Annotated in this window: 13 protein-coding genes; 3 read left to right on the forward strand and 10 right to left on the reverse strand. The window is 71.4% G+C overall.

Features of this window, described 5'->3' with window-relative positions; translation table 11 throughout:
* Positions 1–12: 12 nt before the first annotated feature.
* Together NEH16_RS23315 and NEH16_RS23320 are read right to left on the reverse strand one after the other, a co-directional pair.
* Complete coding sequence (locus NEH16_RS23315; protein ID WP_265544743.1) at positions 13–207, reverse strand: DUF397 domain-containing protein; 195 nt, start codon at positions 205–207, stop codon at positions 13–15.
* Entirely contained in the window at positions 204–1031 is an 828-nt protein-coding gene (locus NEH16_RS23320) for a helix-turn-helix domain-containing protein (protein ID WP_265544744.1), read from the reverse strand. The genes NEH16_RS23315 and NEH16_RS23320 overlap by 4 nt, the downstream gene beginning before the upstream one ends.
* A gap of 150 nt (positions 1032–1181) precedes the next feature.
* Here NEH16_RS23320 and NEH16_RS23325 point away from each other — a divergent pair, with 150 nt between their 5' ends.
* Complete coding sequence (locus NEH16_RS23325; RefSeq protein WP_265544746.1) at positions 1182–1550, forward strand: hypothetical protein; 369 nt, start codon at positions 1182–1184, stop codon at positions 1548–1550.
* Here the strand turns inward: NEH16_RS23325 and NEH16_RS23330 are convergent.
* The 5 genes from NEH16_RS23330 to nadA form a co-directional block, all read right to left on the reverse strand.
* On the reverse strand, positions 1480–1803 hold the full coding sequence (locus tag NEH16_RS23330; RefSeq protein WP_265544748.1) for a hypothetical protein: 324 nt from the start codon (positions 1801–1803) through the stop codon (positions 1480–1482). The two genes, NEH16_RS23325 and NEH16_RS23330, sit on opposite strands and share 71 nt — an antisense overlap.
* A gap of 133 nt (positions 1804–1936) precedes the next feature.
* Positions 1937–6640: a tetratricopeptide repeat protein gene (locus NEH16_RS23335; RefSeq protein ID WP_265544750.1), complete on the reverse strand. Its 4704-nt coding sequence runs from the start codon at positions 6638–6640 to the stop codon at positions 1937–1939.
* A gap of 214 nt (positions 6641–6854) precedes the next feature.
* Positions 6855–6992 (reverse strand): hypothetical protein, encoded by a 138-nt coding sequence (locus tag NEH16_RS23340; protein ID WP_265544751.1) that lies wholly within the window; start codon positions 6990–6992, stop codon positions 6855–6857.
* Positions 6989–8257 carry a lipase/acyltransferase domain-containing protein gene (locus NEH16_RS23345; RefSeq protein ID WP_265544752.1) on the reverse strand — a complete coding sequence of 423 codons (1269 nt, stop codon included), beginning with the start codon at positions 8255–8257 and terminating at the stop codon, positions 6989–6991. The genes NEH16_RS23340 and NEH16_RS23345 overlap by 4 nt, the downstream gene beginning before the upstream one ends.
* A 138-nt stretch (positions 8258–8395) precedes the next feature.
* A complete protein-coding gene (gene nadA / locus NEH16_RS23350) occupies positions 8396–9592 on the reverse strand; it encodes a quinolinate synthase NadA (protein ID WP_199879173.1) in 1197 nt (398 codons plus the stop codon).
* Between the two features lie 234 nt (positions 9593–9826).
* Here nadA and NEH16_RS23355 point away from each other — a divergent pair, with 234 nt between their 5' ends.
* Positions 9827–10183 (forward strand): iron-sulfur cluster assembly accessory protein, encoded by a 357-nt coding sequence (locus tag NEH16_RS23355; RefSeq protein WP_018103583.1) that lies wholly within the window; start codon positions 9827–9829, stop codon positions 10181–10183.
* 78 nt (positions 10184–10261) lie between these two features.
* On the opposite strand, the gene NEH16_RS23360 is transcribed toward NEH16_RS23355, so the two are convergent.
* Together NEH16_RS23360 and NEH16_RS23365 are read right to left on the reverse strand one after the other, a co-directional pair.
* Positions 10262–11683 (reverse strand): hypothetical protein, encoded by a 1422-nt coding sequence (locus NEH16_RS23360; protein WP_265544761.1) that lies wholly within the window; start codon positions 11681–11683, stop codon positions 10262–10264.
* A gap of 113 nt (positions 11684–11796) precedes the next feature.
* The gene (locus NEH16_RS23365; RefSeq protein WP_265544762.1) at positions 11797–11991 is read right to left on the reverse strand and encodes a hypothetical protein; all 195 of its coding nucleotides are present in this window, start codon (positions 11989–11991) and stop codon (positions 11797–11799) included.
* Positions 11992–12147: 156 nt separating this feature from the next.
* Here NEH16_RS23365 and NEH16_RS23370 point away from each other — a divergent pair, with 156 nt between their 5' ends.
* A complete protein-coding gene (locus NEH16_RS23370; RefSeq protein WP_265544765.1) occupies positions 12148–13122 on the forward strand; it encodes a carbohydrate kinase family protein in 975 nt (324 codons plus the stop codon).
* Positions 13123–13130: 8 nt separating this feature from the next.
* On the opposite strand, the gene NEH16_RS23375 is transcribed toward NEH16_RS23370, so the two are convergent.
* The gene (locus NEH16_RS23375; protein WP_265544766.1) at positions 13131–14513 is read right to left on the reverse strand and encodes a cysteine desulfurase/sulfurtransferase TusA family protein; all 1383 of its coding nucleotides are present in this window, start codon (positions 14511–14513) and stop codon (positions 13131–13133) included.
* Positions 14514–14610 lie beyond the last annotated feature (97 nt).

Below are 14610 nucleotides of genomic sequence, written 5' to 3' on the forward strand. Positions count from 1 at the left end.
GTTGGCGCTGCCCTACTTCAACGACGAGACGAACTCGCCCCAGGCGGCGGCGTTGACGACGAGCGAGGGCCCGGTGGGGTTCTTGCTGTCGCGTACGGGGACGAGGCCGGGGAAGTCGTCGGTGATCTCGACGCATTCGCCCCCGTTGGTGTTGCTGTAGCTGCTGCGGCGCCAACGGGCGGAACTCAGCTCGAGGGAGTGAGTCATGGTCGGTAGTCCTCCATCGCGGTACGGATCATTGCCGCCGACTCGGCCAGGGAGTGCGAGTTGGCGCGGAGTACGTCGTACTGCCGCCGCCACTTCTTCACCGCGTCCGGGTCCTCGTAGAGGTGACCGGCCTCGATGCTCTCCTCGTACGCCACCGAGGTGCCGTCCGGCAGGGTCAGCAGAGTCAGCGCGCCACCCAGCAGCGAGTGCGGCCCCGCACTGAACGGCATCACCTGAACCTTACTGTTCGGAGTATCCACCTGCTCCAACAGCGAGGCCAGTTGCTGGTGCATGCAGGACCGGCTGCCCACCTGCCGCCGCAGTACGGACTCGTCGATGATCGCCCACCGGAACGGCGGATTCGACGATTGTTGCCGCTCCTGTCGGGACATGCGGGCGGTGACGCGCTCATCGACCATCTCGGCGGTCAGGTGTTCCTGACGACGGAGCAACTCACGGGCGTACTGCTCGGTCTGGAACAAGCCGGGCAGCGCCTGCGCGCCGTACTGCTCTATGACCTCGGCCCGGGCCTCGAAATTCATGTACCGCTTGTACTTGTCGGGATGGATGTCCTGCTTGGCGAGTTCGTAGAGGCCCGTGAAGTACTGGTCCGTCCCGAAGGCGATGTCCAGACAGCTGGGCATGTCCGGCGGTGGCATCAGTTCGGCCGTCTCGATGCGGGCGAGCGTGCTCTTGCTGGAGTTGACGATGTCCGCCAGCTGTACGAGGGAGAGGTTCGCCCGCTCGCGGTGGCGGCGTAACTCCGAGCCGAAGTAGTGGCGCGTGGAGGCGAAGGGGGAAAGCGGCTGGGGCCTGAACGTCATGGAGCGGGCCTTCCGTGTGTCCCGTGTGGAACGTCGGGACGCGGCGGCCCTGTTGGGGAGATCCGCCACAGCGCGACGATGGGGGCACACACCGTAACCAGCGGGTACGACCGGGGACCAGAGCGCTCCCCGAACGGAGGCGGAGGCGACATGATGTTCGACGCGCAAGGGAACGCGATGCGACTGCTCCCCTGGGTCGGCGAGAGCGGCACCCCGTGCTACCTGAGCAGCGACGACCCGGGCAGCCGGATGTCACGGCTGGCCGACGAGGTGGAGACGGACCTGCTGGACTCGGCCCAGTACGTGTTGCGCGAAGCGCGGTCGCTGTTGGCCGAAACGGGTGTGGGCACGCGCGAGTTGAGGTTCACCGGGGTCCGCCTGGCGGAGTCGTTGCAGGACGCGTTGCGGATCGCGGAGAGCCGGGGATATCGGTTGGCTCCCGCCGTCCTTACGCATGCGGAAGCCGGGGAAACCACGGCTTGCGGGGCGGGCCCCCTGGCCGGTACCAGCGAGGCTTGAGCGGCTTGCCCGGCGGGACGGGACGGTCGGCGGCGGCGATGAGGAAGTGGGCTTCGGGGAGGTGACCCGGGGCGCTGTGCAGCACGGAGCCGCCTTCGGTGAGGTTGCGGTAGAAGACCCGGGTGTACGCACACGCGTGCGCGTGGGGGACCGTGGCCGCCAGGTACTGCACCAGGTTCTCGGCCCGGGCGGCCGGAAGGACGTCGAGCCGCAACAGGTGCCCGAACCGGGCGTGCGTCACGCTGAGCTGCACGCCCCGGTGCTCCTCATGCAGCGTGGGCGAGGCGGCAGCGGTCACCCGGTGGTGGCCAGTGCCTGAATGATCCGCACCCAGTGCGCGGCGTGCTGGGTCGCGTGGGCCGCGCTCAGGGCGGCGGTCTCGGAGATCAGCCGGTGTCGTACATCGGGCGGGGCGTCGGCGACGAGGGGACGAGGCTGTCCGGGTCGGCGTCCTCGGGGGTGCCCGCGAGGAGCAGCGCGGCCTGGTGGTGGGTGCGGGCGGAGAGCTGGTCGTCGTACACCTCGTCCTCGATGGAGGCCGCGTGGCGGAGGGCTTCGGAGTCACCGGTGGTGAGGGCGTTGTCGACGTACTGCTGGAGGGCGGTGCGGTCGCGTACGAGGGCGTAGGCCGTGGGGATGTCATGGGCGCGGGCTGCGTGGAGGAGGGCGGCGGGGGTGGAGTGGGGCGGGGTGAGGTGGAGGAGGTCGGGGTGGGCTTGGAGGTACTGCTCGGACTCCTCCCAGGTGTCGACCTCTGCCCAGTCGGCGAATTGCTCGCCGAGGATGCGGGGGCGATAGGCGGCGTACGCGCCTTGGGCAAGGATCTCCTGGCGGAGCGCCTCGTGGTCGGCTGCGGAATCGGGGCCGAGGAGTGCGTACTCGGTGAGGGCTACCGCGCCTTCGGGGCTGCTCAGAAGCTCGGCGTGTTGGGTCCACTGGGCGTACGAGTCGGCCCAGGTGGACGTGTACAGCCATGCGGCGGCCGAAGCCAGCGCCTGAGGGGAGAGCGTCAGCCAGGCAGGGGGCGCCACGGAGAATTCCTCTTGCCAGACCGCTGCGACTTCCTCGCGGTGTTCGACGTGCTCCCGCACGTACGAGCGGAGGGCGTTCCGGGCTTGGAACGTCACTTCGTCCGAGGCTTCGGAGGCCGGGATGTTCGCCAGTTGAGCGAGACGTCGGAGGCCCGCCGTGGTGGAACACTCCTGTCTCCGCATCAGGAACTCAGCCAGCCCGAGAGCGAGAGTTCGGCCGGCTGCCGGGCGCTCGGTGCTGAGATCGGCGATGACTCGCTCGTACATCCGGACCGCGGCGGAGGGATCTCCGGCGCCGGCGTAGTGGTTGGCGAGGTTGCTCAGTGACGTGGCGAGGTTAGGGAGGTAGGCGCCGGGGTGTTGTTTGGCGAGGGTACGGAAGAGGTTCGTGGCTTCGTGGGCAGTGGTGAGCGCGTGGTGCTGGTCTCCGGTTTCCGCGAGACAGATGGCGAGGGTGTTGAGGGAGGTGGCGAGGTTGGGGGTGTAGGCGGCGGGGTGTTGTTCGGCGAGGGTGCGCCGGATGTCTACGGCTTCGCGCGCAAGGGCGAGTGCGCCTTGGTCGTCTCCGGTGATGGAGAGTCGGACAGCGAGGTTGCTGAGGGAGGTGGCGAGGCCGGGGGTGAAGGCTGCGGCGTCCTGTTCGGCGAGGGTGCGGAAGAGGCCGGTGGCTTCGCGAGCGGCGGCGAGTGCCCCCTGGTGGTCTTTGGTGTTGGCGAGGTGGCTGGCGAGGTTGTCGAGGGAGCCTGCGAGGTCGGCAGCGTGGATGGCGGGGTGTTGTTCGGCGAGGGTGCGTCGGATGCGTACGGCCTCGTGGGCGGGGGCGAGTGCCCCTTGGTGGTCTCCGGTCTCCGAGAGACGAATGGCGAGGTTGTTGAGGGCGCCGGCGAGGTTGGGGGTGTGGGTGGCGGGGTGTTGTTCGGCGAGGGTGCGTCGGATGCGTACGGCTTCGTGGGCGGGAGCGAGTGCGTCCTGCCGCTCTCCGGCGTTGGCGAGGCAGATGGCAAGGATGTTGAGGGAGCTGGCGAAATCGGGGGTGAAGACTGCGGCGGCTAGCTCAGCCAGAGTGTGGAAGAGGCCGGTGGCTTCGCGGGCGGCGGCGAGGGCCCGCCGGTGGTCTCCGGCGCTGGTGAGGCGGATGGCGAGGTTGTTGAGGGCGGTGGCCAGATCGGGGGTGAAGGCTGCGGCGTCCTGTTCGGCGAGGCTGCGGAAGAGGCCGGCGGCTTCGCGAGCGGCGGTGAGTGCGCCTCGCGGGTCACCGGCGTCGATGAGGTGGTTGGCGAGGTTGTTGAGGGCCTTGGCGAGGTTGGGGGTGTGGATGGCGGGGTGTTGTTCGGCGAGGGTGCGTCGGATGCGAACGGCCTCGTGCGCGGCGGTGAGTGCGTCCTGCCGGTCTCCGGTCTCTGCGAGACAGATGGCGAGGGTATCGAGGGAGGTGGCGAGGTTGGGCGCGTTGGTGGTGGGGTGTTGTTCGGCGAGGGCGCGCAAGAGATGGGCGGCTTCGCGCGCCGGTGCCAGTGCGCCCTGACGGTCTCCTGCAGCCGTGAGGTGGTTGGCGAGGTTGTTGAGGGCGCTGGCGAGGTCGGCGGTGTGGGTGGCGGGGTGTTGTTCGGCGAGGGTGCGTCGGATGCGTACGGCTTCGTGTGCGGCGACCAGTGCGCTTGGGTGTTCGCCGGTGTCGGCGAGGTGATTGGCGAGGTTACTGAGGGAGGTGGCGAGGTTGGGGACGTTGGTGGTGGGGTGTTGTTCGGCGAGGGCGCGCAAGAGATTGGTGGCTTCGAGCGCCGGTGCCAGTGCGCCTTGACGGTCTCCTGCGGCGGCCAGGCGGCCGGCGAGGTTGCCGAGGCCGACGGCGAGGTCGGCGGTGTGGGTGGCGGGGTGTTGTTCGGCGAGGGTGCGTCGGATGCGTACGGCCTCGTGCGCGGCGGCGAGTGCGTCCTGCCGGTCTCCGGTCTCTGCGAAACAGATCGCGAGGCTGTTGAGGGAGTCGGCCAGGTCGGGGCGGTAGGTGTTCGGATCGCTCTCGTTGAGCTTTTTGTAAAGTCCGACTGCCGCGCGCGCGTACGTCAGGGCCTCGTCCCGTAGTCCTGCGTTCGACAGAATGAAGCACAATCCGTGCAGCCCTTCGGCCAGGTGAGGCACTCCACATTCCTCATCCCAAGCCGCTACCCCTCGCAGCACCTCCATCCCCGCCCCACCACACTGCACCGCATGCCGCACCAGCCCTCGCGTCACATACGGATCCACCCCCGACCAGTCGCCCACCCGCCCCTGCCGCTTGACCAACTCCACCAGCGTCCGCACCACCACCTCACCCGCCGCCGCCCCGCCCGGCCCCTCCCGCCGCCGGAGATGGGCCACGAACTCCCGGTGATACAGGCGATACACCGCCTGCCCCTCCTCCGCGTCCTCCACGATGTAGCGGCCGAAGGCGGACAGCGCCCAGTCCACGTCGGTCTCGTCGTACTCGACGCCCCCGCCCAGCGCCCCGGCCACCGCCTCCCACACCCCGCCCGCAGGCATCCCCTGACCCACCGTCCAGGCGAGCGCAGCCAGCAGGTCCCAGGCCGCCGAGGGGAGTTCGGTGCCGTCATCCCGTACGCGCACCGGGGCCGCCCGCAGCTCGTTCTCGAACGCGGCGTCGATGGAGTCGGGCAGATCCGTCAGCAGGGACCCGTCCTCCCCTGACGCGGCCCGTGCCAGGACCGTACTGCTGACCAGGCGGGCGAACAGGAAGCCGCCGCCGATGTCCGTGGCCCGCTCCGCGATCGCCGCGCCGGCCTCCCTGGCCGGGTCCTCCGCCATCCCCGCCGCCTCGCACCGGCGCCGCACGTACTCGCCGATGTCCTCCCGCGTGTGCGGTTCGTCTTCGAGGTCGACGGTCGTCACGTCCGCCCCGACAAGACGGGCCAGAGTCTCGGGCAGGGTCTCGCGGTTCTCCTTCTGACTGCGGAACACCCGCTCTCGCGACCCGAGCAGCACCGGCACCGACCGGCTCAGCGGGAACACCAGCTCCTCGATCACGCTCTGCGTGTGCTCGGCCGGCACCTCGTCCAGGCCGTCCATGACCAGGACCGGCTGAGGCGACAACTCCCGGACCTCGGCCCGGAAGGCGTCCGTGCTGCGTGGCCGGCGCAGCCCCAGGGCATGGGCCAGCCGTTCCGCCGCCTGCAACGGGGTCAGGTCGCGCAGGTGCACCGCCGCGAGGGTGCGTTCCGCGCGGACGCCCGGGTCCGGGTCACCGTCGCGCAGTGCGCCGCTCGCGACAGCCCGCTCCCGCTGCTCCGGGTCCGCGAGCGTGGCGATACGGCCCAACACGGCGGACTTCCCGCAACCGGCGGGCCCGGTCACCAGGAACAGGCCGGGCGCGTCCTCGTCCAGCCACTCCACGATCCGGCCCAGCACCCTCGTACGGCCGGTGAAGAACCAGCCCTCCTCCCGATGGCCGACCCCGCGTGCGGCCTGCACCAGGTGCTCCACCAGCCGGGCCGGGGCCTCGGGGGAGTGGAGGGGGTTGGGGAAGGCGGGGCGCCACTCGCCGAGGGTGGCGGGGACCGGTGTCTGGCCCTCGCCCTCCCACCGCGTGGCGATGGCGGCCAGCAGGTCCGGGCCGCTGACGAGCGCGTTGTGGGCGCTCCACGCGGAGCGGTATTCGTCGCCCGCCGGACCTTCTCTCAGGACCTTCGTCAAGGCGGTCAGCAGCGGCCCGCTGCCGTCCGAGGTCTCATGGCTCTGGCAACTCGCGAGAAAGCCTAGCCACTTGGCGTGGCCGGGTGGCGCGGACTCCTCCTCCCAGCGCCCAAGAGCCAGCCTCAGGGCCGGGACCGCGCCGCCACCCGCGTAACAGGTATCGATGATCACCAGGACGTGTTCGGCGCCGGAACCCACGGCCTCGCTGACCAGGTCGTCGGCGCTGACGCCGTGCCGCGTCACCCGTGCCTTCCACTGGCCGGGGTCGTCGACCGGCTTCAGGTCCGAGAGCACAAGCCGCGTCTGACCATCGACCCGCACCCCGTGCCCCGACCAGATGACCAGCGCCGGTTTGGCGTCACCCGTGGCCACCCACCCCTCGGACCACTCCTCGCTCTCCGCCCGAAACGCGGCCGACGACGGATTCCCACCCCCACCTTCCGCGCCTCGTACCCCAGCCCCTCCAGCAGCCCCACGATCTCGTCCATCTGGGTCACCGCCCCCACGAGCCGGGGAAACTTCCCCCCGTCCGCGTACTCCTCGCACACCACACAAAGCGCCGTCCCCGCCGCCGCACCCGTCATCGTCAGCCCCGCTCCAGAACCAGCACCAACGCGGTCATCACGACATTGGCCGAAACACGCGTCCCGATCCGCACCCGATGCCCGCCCGCCGGCAGGCCGTTGATCCGGAGGGTGTACACCCCGCCACCCCGGTTCGTCATAGTCCGCACCGGACCGCCCTCCACCCCCGCGAAGACCGCGACCCGGTCGTGCCCCCGCACATCCGCAGGCACCGTGGCCCGGATCTCGTACGCCTCCCCTCCACCAGGATCTCCGGCGCCTCCACCGAGAGCGGCACATCCTCGTCCTCCGAGCCCCGGTGCACCGGCGGCTCCGGGGTGAGCCAGTTGTAGAGGGCCTGGCGGACGGCCTTGTTGTTCTGGAGGGAGCCGTGCTTCTCCCACGGGGTGTACGCATGCCGCCCCGCCCCCGCCGCGCGGCTGGAGAGGTCGGGCACCCGTCCGTCGCCCCCCTCGTCCACCCCGTCGATGGTGAGTAGCGCCCGCAGCGTCTCGCCCTCCACCTCGGCCGTCGTCGGCGTCGGCTGCCGCACCCCGCCCACCGGGACGTACTCCACCCCGTACCGCGCACCCGCCTCCGAGGCCCGCAGATCCGCATGGAACAGGCCCGCCTGGCGGAGCAGCTCCTCATCCACCCCGGGCAGCCCCGTGACCTCACGCGCGTACCGCAGCCCCGACCCCCCACCCGCCGCCAGGCACGCGTAATCCGGCGTGAGCTGGTGCAGCGACGGCAGGCTCCGGGCGAAGGGCGTGAGGTCGAGGCCCACCGGGCCGATCCCGTAACGCATCCCGTTGACCAGGTACACCAGCGCGTCCAGCGACCCCCGGTACGGCGTCCCCAGCGTGACCACCCGGCGCGTGACCTCCGCGCCCCCGCACTGCTCGACGTAGCTCCGGGTGACCAGGCCGCCCATCGAGTGGCAGAGGAAGACCACCTTCGCGTCCCGCCGGTCGGGCCGCGAGGCGCGCCAGCGGCCCAGCTCCTCGTCCACGCGCTCGGCCAGCCGTTCCGCGTTGTAGCGGCAGGACAGCCGCCAGTCGTACGCGAAGCCGACCAGGTTGGCCGGGACGTCGGCCGCCTCGCCCGGCAGGCGGCGTTGGAGAGTGAAGTTGCCTTCCAGCCAGTTCAGCAGGGCGGTGTACCCGTCCACGGGCTTCCACACACCCGGCAGCGCGTGCACATCGGACATCAGCCCGGTGGGCCGTACGCCGTCGCCGGGGTGCTCGTCGCCCAGGCCGGCCGGGAGCGTCAGGCCCTTGACCGAACCCCCGAACGTGCGGATGCCCCGCACCAGGGCCTTCCCGGAGGCCCCCCAGACCTCGTGCCCGTCCGCGTCCGCGAGCGTGCTGCCGAGGATTCCCGGTACGACGACCACCAGGTCCTCGGCCCTGCTGCGCTGCCCCATATGACTGTCCCCCGTATCCACGCCGCCGAATGAGGACAGCAGCGTAGATACGGGGGACGGGGTTCCGGGCCGGTCCGGACAAAATCGGCCGCGTCCGGACCTTCCGTGTAAAGCCGGTGCCGGTAGCGCGCGCAGCCGCTACGGCAGCGCCAGCATCCGCTCCAGCGCCAGCTTCGCGTACTTCTCCGTCTCCGGGTCCACCACGATCCGGTTGACCTCCTTGCCCTCGGCCAGGGACTCCAGGGTCCAGACCAGGTGCGGCAGGTCGATCCGGTTCATCGTGGAGCAGAAGCAGACCGTCTTGTCGAGGAAGACGATCTCCTTGCCCTCGGGGGCGAAACGGTTCGCCAGGCGGCGGACGAGGTTCAGCTCGGTGCCGATCGCCCACTTCGAGCCGGCCGGGGCCGCCTCCAGGGCCTTGATGATGTACTCCGTCGAGCCGACGTAGTCCGCGGCGGCCACGACCTCGTGCTTGCACTCGGGGTGCACCAGCACGTTGACGCCGGGGATGCGCGCGCGCACGTCGTTGACGGAGTCGACCGAGAAGCGGCCGTGCACCGAGCAGTGGCCGCGCCACAGGATCATCTTCGCGTTCCGCAGCTCCTCGGCGGTCAGACCGCCGTTCGGCTTGTGCGGGTTGTAGAGGACGCAGTCCTCCAGGGACATGCCCATGTCCCGCACGGCGGTGTTGCGGCCCAGGTGCTGGTCCGGCAGGAAGAGCACCTTCTCGCCCTGCTCGAAGGCCCACTCCAGGGCCCGCTCGGCGTTGGACGAGGTGCAGATCGTGCCGCCGTGGCGGCCGGTGAACGCCTTGATGTCCGCGGAGGAGTTCATGTACGAGACGGGCACGACCTGCTCGGCGACACCCGCCTCGGTCAGCACGTCCCAGCACTCCGCGACCTGCTCGGCGGTGGCCATGTCGGCCATCGAGCAGCCCGCCGCCAGGTCCGGCAGCACGACCTTCTGGTCGTCGGTGGTGAGGATGTCCGCCGACTCGGCCATGAAGTGCACACCGCAGAAGACGATGTACTCCGCCTCCGGGCGGGCCGCGGCGTCCCGGGCGAGCTTGAAGGAGTCCCCGGTCACGTCCGCGAACTGGATGACCTCGTCGCGCTGGTAGTGGTGCCCCAGGACGAAGACCTTCTCGCCCAGCTTCTCCTTGGCCGCGCGGGCGCGGGCCACCAGGTCCGGGTCGGACGGGGAGGGCAGGTCGCCGGGACACTCGACACCGCGCTCGCTCCTGGGGTCGGCGTCGCGGCCCAGCAGGAGCAGGGCGAGCGGCGTCGGCTGAACATCGAGATCCTGGACGGGGTGGGCCGTGGTCACGTCACGCACCCTTTCTTCTGCGGACTTCTCTGTGGAGAAAGCCTTTTCGTCTAATTGACGCTATCTATCATAGCCGCTTCACGTCACTTTGACGATGCTGAAAGTGTCAATGTGACGCATCCGCCCACAGGACGGGTGTGCGAGCATGAAGGGAACAGGCAAGCGCTCGGCCCGGAATGAATCCGCGGCCCCGACGGTTGCAACGTCGGCAAGCAGTCTCCGTACAACCCGGGAGAGAAGCAGATGTCCGTATCGGACGAGACCACCACCGTGAGCGACGGCATCCTCCTGTCCGACGCCGCCGCAGCCAAGGTCAAGGCCCTGCTGGAGCAGGAAGGCCGTGACGACCTGGCGCTTCGCGTCGCCGTTCAGCCCGGCGGCTGCTCCGGCCTGCGCTACCAGCTCTTCTTCGACGAGCGCTCGCTCGACGGTGACGTCGTCAAGGACTTCGACGGTGTCAAGGTCGTCACCGACCGCATGAGCGCCCCGTACCTGGGCGGCGCCTCGGTCGACTTCGTCGACACCATCGAGAAGCAGGGCTTCACCATCGACAACCCGAACGCCACGGGTTCCTGCGCCTGCGGCGACTCCTTCAGCTGAGTCGCACCACAGCGTCGAGGCGGCGGCCCCGGGACTTCGGTCCCGGGGCCGCCGCCGTTGTTGTACGTAGGGGGCGGCTCAGGCGCGCGGCACCAGGGAGCCCGACGCCTCGTCCACGACCTTCCGGCCGTCCAGCGGCCGTTCCAGCGTGACCGTACGGGTCAGCTCCTTCGCGATCATCACGCAGACCTTGCCCGGCTCGGCCTTCTTCTCCGCCACGGTCACCCGGACCGCGTCCCCGTCCTCGCGCGCGCTCGCCGTGTACGTACTGCACGCGCCGCCCCAGAACGTCACCGCGAGCGTCCGCCCGTCCGCGCTGTACGACTGGACCGCCCGGGCCTTCGCCGTGCCGTCGCCGTCCGGGGACGGGGACGTGCCCGGCACCGGCTCCCGCTTCAGGTACTCCGGGTCCACCGCCACCTGCGTGACCGTGTCACCGGCGCCACCGGCCGGCTTCACCGAGAAGATCCACGACGGTACGAGCAACTGCTTGCCGCCCGCCGTGTGCACCGCCAGGCCGAACACCGCCTTCTCCACCGTCACCGTCGTCGCGGGCCGCTCCGCACCGGTCTTCGCCCCGCAGCTCACCCCGTCCGACAGCGGGGCCGGCGAGGCGCACCCGCCGATCTCCCCGGCCGGCGGCTGCGCCGCGTTGAGCCGCTTCAGCGCCTCGGCCGCCCCGATCACCGGATAGGCGTCGCCCTTCTCCAGACCCTTCAGCTTTCCGGAGCCCCCGGTCACCTGGCCATCGGGGCCGACCTGGATGCCGGTCGCCCAGCCGTACGTGGGGAGCCCGTCCACCACCGGATCGGCGTTGACCACCCGGGCCGAGCCCATCAGCTGGTGCGCGTCGAGCGCCGCGTCGTCCTGGCCCGCCGCCTTCAGCACCGGCGCGGCGGCGGCCTTCGCCGTCTTCTCGTCCACCGGCTGCCCGGAGCCGCCCGGGGCCACCGCGCAGACGGCCCCCTTCTTGCAGTTGTCCGTGCCACCGGAGCCGTACCGGGTGAAGGTCCAGCTCCCCGGCGCCTGCTTGTTCACCCGCAGCACCGGACCCGAGCCGTCCCCGTCGGAGCCGACCTTCCAGGAGGTGGCCTCCGCCTGCGGGGTGCCCGAGAGGCCGAGCGCCTTCGCCAGCCGGGTGACCTCGGCGGCCGTGACCGTGCCCCCGGCGCGCTGGACGGCGGCCTTCTCCGGCCCGTCCGGCAGCTTCCCGGACGCGCGGTAGACCAGCCGGCCGCCGTGCGGATCGGGCTCGCCGGGGGCGATGCCCTCGCGGGACGGGGCGGTCGGGGTTCCGGCGTCGTCCAGGGCCAGGGGCGGGGGAGTGGAGCCACCGCCGGACGCCGTGCTCGGTGTGTCGTCGCCGCCGTCCGCCGCGGTCGCGGCCCAGTACGCTCCGCCGCCACCGGCCAGCAGGACGGCGGCCGCCACCGAGGCCGCGACCAGCGGGGAACGCCGCCGGGTGGTGGTCACGTCGTTGTCGGGTCGCTCGGTGCTCACCGGATCGCTCCTTCGCCTGCATCGCCGTCGTGCGCCCGGCCGGCGCACGGCCCGCCGTGTGGGGCGGACAGGGCTGGGACGGATCAGCGAGGCAGCTGGTTCCCCCGGGGTCCCTAGGGCCGGTCCTCCATCGCGTCGAGCAGCCGGGCCGAGGCGGGCGGCACGGTGACCCCGTGGATCAGGGCGGGGGCGACGCGGGTAGGAGTGATCCTCGTGGGGACCACCCAGTGCGGAGCCATCCGTGCGCAGTCTCCGCGCAGCTCGGCCAGACCGGTCTCGGACTCGCGCGGGGCGATGTGGTTCGACATAACGGCACCGTAGGCACCACCGAGCCCGCGAAGAAAGCCCTACTATCGGGTAGTTTTTCCGCTTCGGCGCACGCGCGAGCGGGTAGCGTGAACTGTCACGTCACCCCTGGGACGCGGACATCCGTTCCCCTCGACCTCCGCAGGAGACGTCTCCCCGTGCGTATCGCAGTCACCGGCTCCATCGCCACCGACCACCTCATGACCTTCCCCGGCCGCTTCGCCGACCAGCTGGTCGCCGACCAGCTGCACACGGTCTCGCTCTCCTTCCTGGTCGACAACCTCGACGTACGCCGGGGAGGGGTCGCCGCCAACATCTGCTTCGGCATGGGCCTGCTCGGCACCAAGCCGATCCTGGTCGGCGCGGCCGGCTCCGACTTCGACGAGTACCGCGCCTGGCTCGAACGGCACGGCGTCGACACCAGCGGTGTGCGGATCTCCGAGGTCCTGCACACCGCCCGCTTCGTCTGCACGACGGACGCCGACCACAACCAGATCGGCTCCTTCTACACCGGCGCCATGAGCGAGGCCCGCCTCATCGAGCTCAAGGCCGTCGCCGACCGCGTGGGCGGCCTCGACCTGGTCTCCATCGGCGCCGACGACCCGGAGGGCATGCTCCGCCACACCGAGGAGTGCCGGACCCGCGGCATCCCGTTCGCCGCGGACTTCTCGCAGCAGATCGCCCGCATGGACGGCGACGAGATCCGCATCCTCCTCGACGGCGCCACGTACCTCTTCTCCAACGAGTACGAGAAGGGGCTCATCGAGTCCAAGACCGGCTGGACCGACGAGGAGATCCTCGGCAAGGTCGGCCACCGGGTCACCACGCTCGGCGCCCAGGGCGTGCGCATCGAGCGGGCCGGCGAGGAGCCGATCGAGGTCGGCTGCCCCGAGGAGAACGTCAAGGCCGACCCGACCGGCGTCGGCGACGCCTTCCGCGCCGGATTCCTCTCCGGCCTCGCCTGGGGCGTCGGCCTGGAGCGCGCCGCCCAGGTCGGCTGCATGCTCGCCACGCTCGTCATCGAGACCGTGGGCACCCAGGAGTACACCCTGCACCGCGCCCACTTCATGGACCGCTTCACCAAGGCGTACGGCCACGAGGCCGCCGCCGAGGTCCACGCGCACCTCGCCTGAGCGCCCCGTCAGGAGAGCCGGCGGACCACATAGGCCGCGCCCCGGTCCGCCGGCTCCTCGCCCACGTACTCCTGCTCGCGCATCGCGCACCACGCCGGGATGTCCAGCCGGGCCGCCTCGTCGTCGGAGAGCACCGTCACCGTGGCGCCCACCGGCACCCCTCCGATCACCTTTGCGAGCTCGATCACCGGGATCGGGCACCGCTTGCCCAGCGCGTCGACCACCAGCGAGTCGTCCGGAGCGGGGGAGGAGGCCGCGGCCACCGGCGCGCCCAGCTTCTCGCGGACCCCGGCGACCAGGCCCGGCAGCACCTCCAGGAAGCGGTCGACGTCCTCCTCCGCGGTGCCCCGGGGCAGCGACACGCGGACGTTCCCCTCCGACAGGACGCCCATCGCCTTGAGCACATGGCTCGGCGTCAGCGTGCTGCTCGTACAGGACGAACCGGACGACACGGAGAAACCGGCCCGGTCCAGCTCCCCGAGCAAAGTCTCCCCGTCGACATAGAGACAGGAGAAGGTCACCAGATGCGGCAGCCGCCGCACCGGGTCGCCGACCACCTCCACATCGGGCACCAGTGCGGGCACCCGGGCCCGGATCCGGTCCACCAGCGCCCGCAGCCGGGCCCCCTCCGCTTCCGCCTCCGCCCGCACCGCGCGCAGGGACGCGGCCGCCGCGACGATCGCCGGCAGGTTCTCGAACCCCGGCGCCCGCCCCGACTCCCGCTCGTCCCGGGGCCCCTGGGGCGCGAACCGGACCCCCTTGCGCACCGCGAGCAGCCCGACCCCGGCGGGCCCGCCCCACTTGTGCGCGCTGCCCGCCAGCAGCGACCAGCCCTCCGGCACCGGGCCCCAGGCCAGCGACTGCGCGGCGTCCACCAGCAGCGGCACCCCGGCCGCCCGGCACAGCCCGGCCACCTCGGCCACCGGCTGCTCGGTGCCCACCTCGTGGCTGGCGGACTGGAGGCAGGCGAGCGCGGTGTCCTCGGTGAGCGCCCGCCCGAACGTCCCCGCGTCCACCGCGCCGGTCCGCTCCACCGGGACCTGGTGGACGGCGCCGCCCCGGTCCTCGTGGTCCGCCGCCGCGTGGAGGACCGACGAGTGTTCGACCGCCGACACCACCAGACGGCGTCCGACACGCCGACGCCCGGCGAGCGCGCCGGAAATTCCGGAATGCACCGCCCGGGTCCCCGAGGAGGTGAAGGTCAGCTCGTCGGGACGGCACCCGACGCCCTCGGCCGCCGCCTCCCGGGCCGCGTCGAGGAGCAGCCGGGCGCGCCGCCCCTCGCGGTACAGCCGGGCCGGGTCGGCCCAGCCCTCGTCCAGCGCGGCAAGCAGCGCCTGGCGGGCGACGGGGTGCAGGGGGGCGGCGGACGCCGCGTCGAAGTAAGGCACCCGGCCACGCTAGCCCGGAGCGCCCCCGCCGCCCCCACCGGCCGCGCCTCCCGGTGGAGGGGGCGTCAGATGGCGGCCGGAGGCGCGAATTCCACCC

It is taken from the genome of Streptomyces drozdowiczii (assembly GCF_026167665.1).
Lineage (GTDB): Bacteria > Actinomycetota > Actinomycetes > Streptomycetales > Streptomycetaceae > Streptomyces > Streptomyces drozdowiczii_A.

Coding starts and splice junctions, on each gene's coding strand:
- NEH16_RS23340 (WP_265544751.1), bottom strand. CDS start 6,992: ATGACGAACCGGGGTGGCGGGGTGTACACCCTCCGGATCAACGGCCTG.
- NEH16_RS23325 (WP_265544746.1), top strand. CDS start 1,182: ATGATGTTCGACGCGCAAGGGAACGCGATGCGACTGCTCCCCTGGGTC.
- NEH16_RS23345 (WP_265544752.1), bottom strand. CDS start 8,257: ATGGGGCAGCGCAGCAGGGCCGAGGACCTGGTGGTCGTCGTACCGGGA.
- NEH16_RS23320 (WP_265544744.1), bottom strand. CDS start 1,031: ATGACGTTCAGGCCCCAGCCGCTTTCCCCCTTCGCCTCCACGCGCCAC.
- NEH16_RS23365 (WP_265544762.1), bottom strand. CDS start 11,991: ATGTCGAACCACATCGCCCCGCGCGAGTCCGAGACCGGTCTGGCCGAG.
- NEH16_RS23355 (WP_018103583.1), top strand. CDS start 9,827: ATGTCCGTATCGGACGAGACCACCACCGTGAGCGACGGCATCCTCCTG.
- NEH16_RS23315 (WP_265544743.1), bottom strand. CDS start 207: ATGACTCACTCCCTCGAGCTGAGTTCCGCCCGTTGGCGCCGCAGCAGC.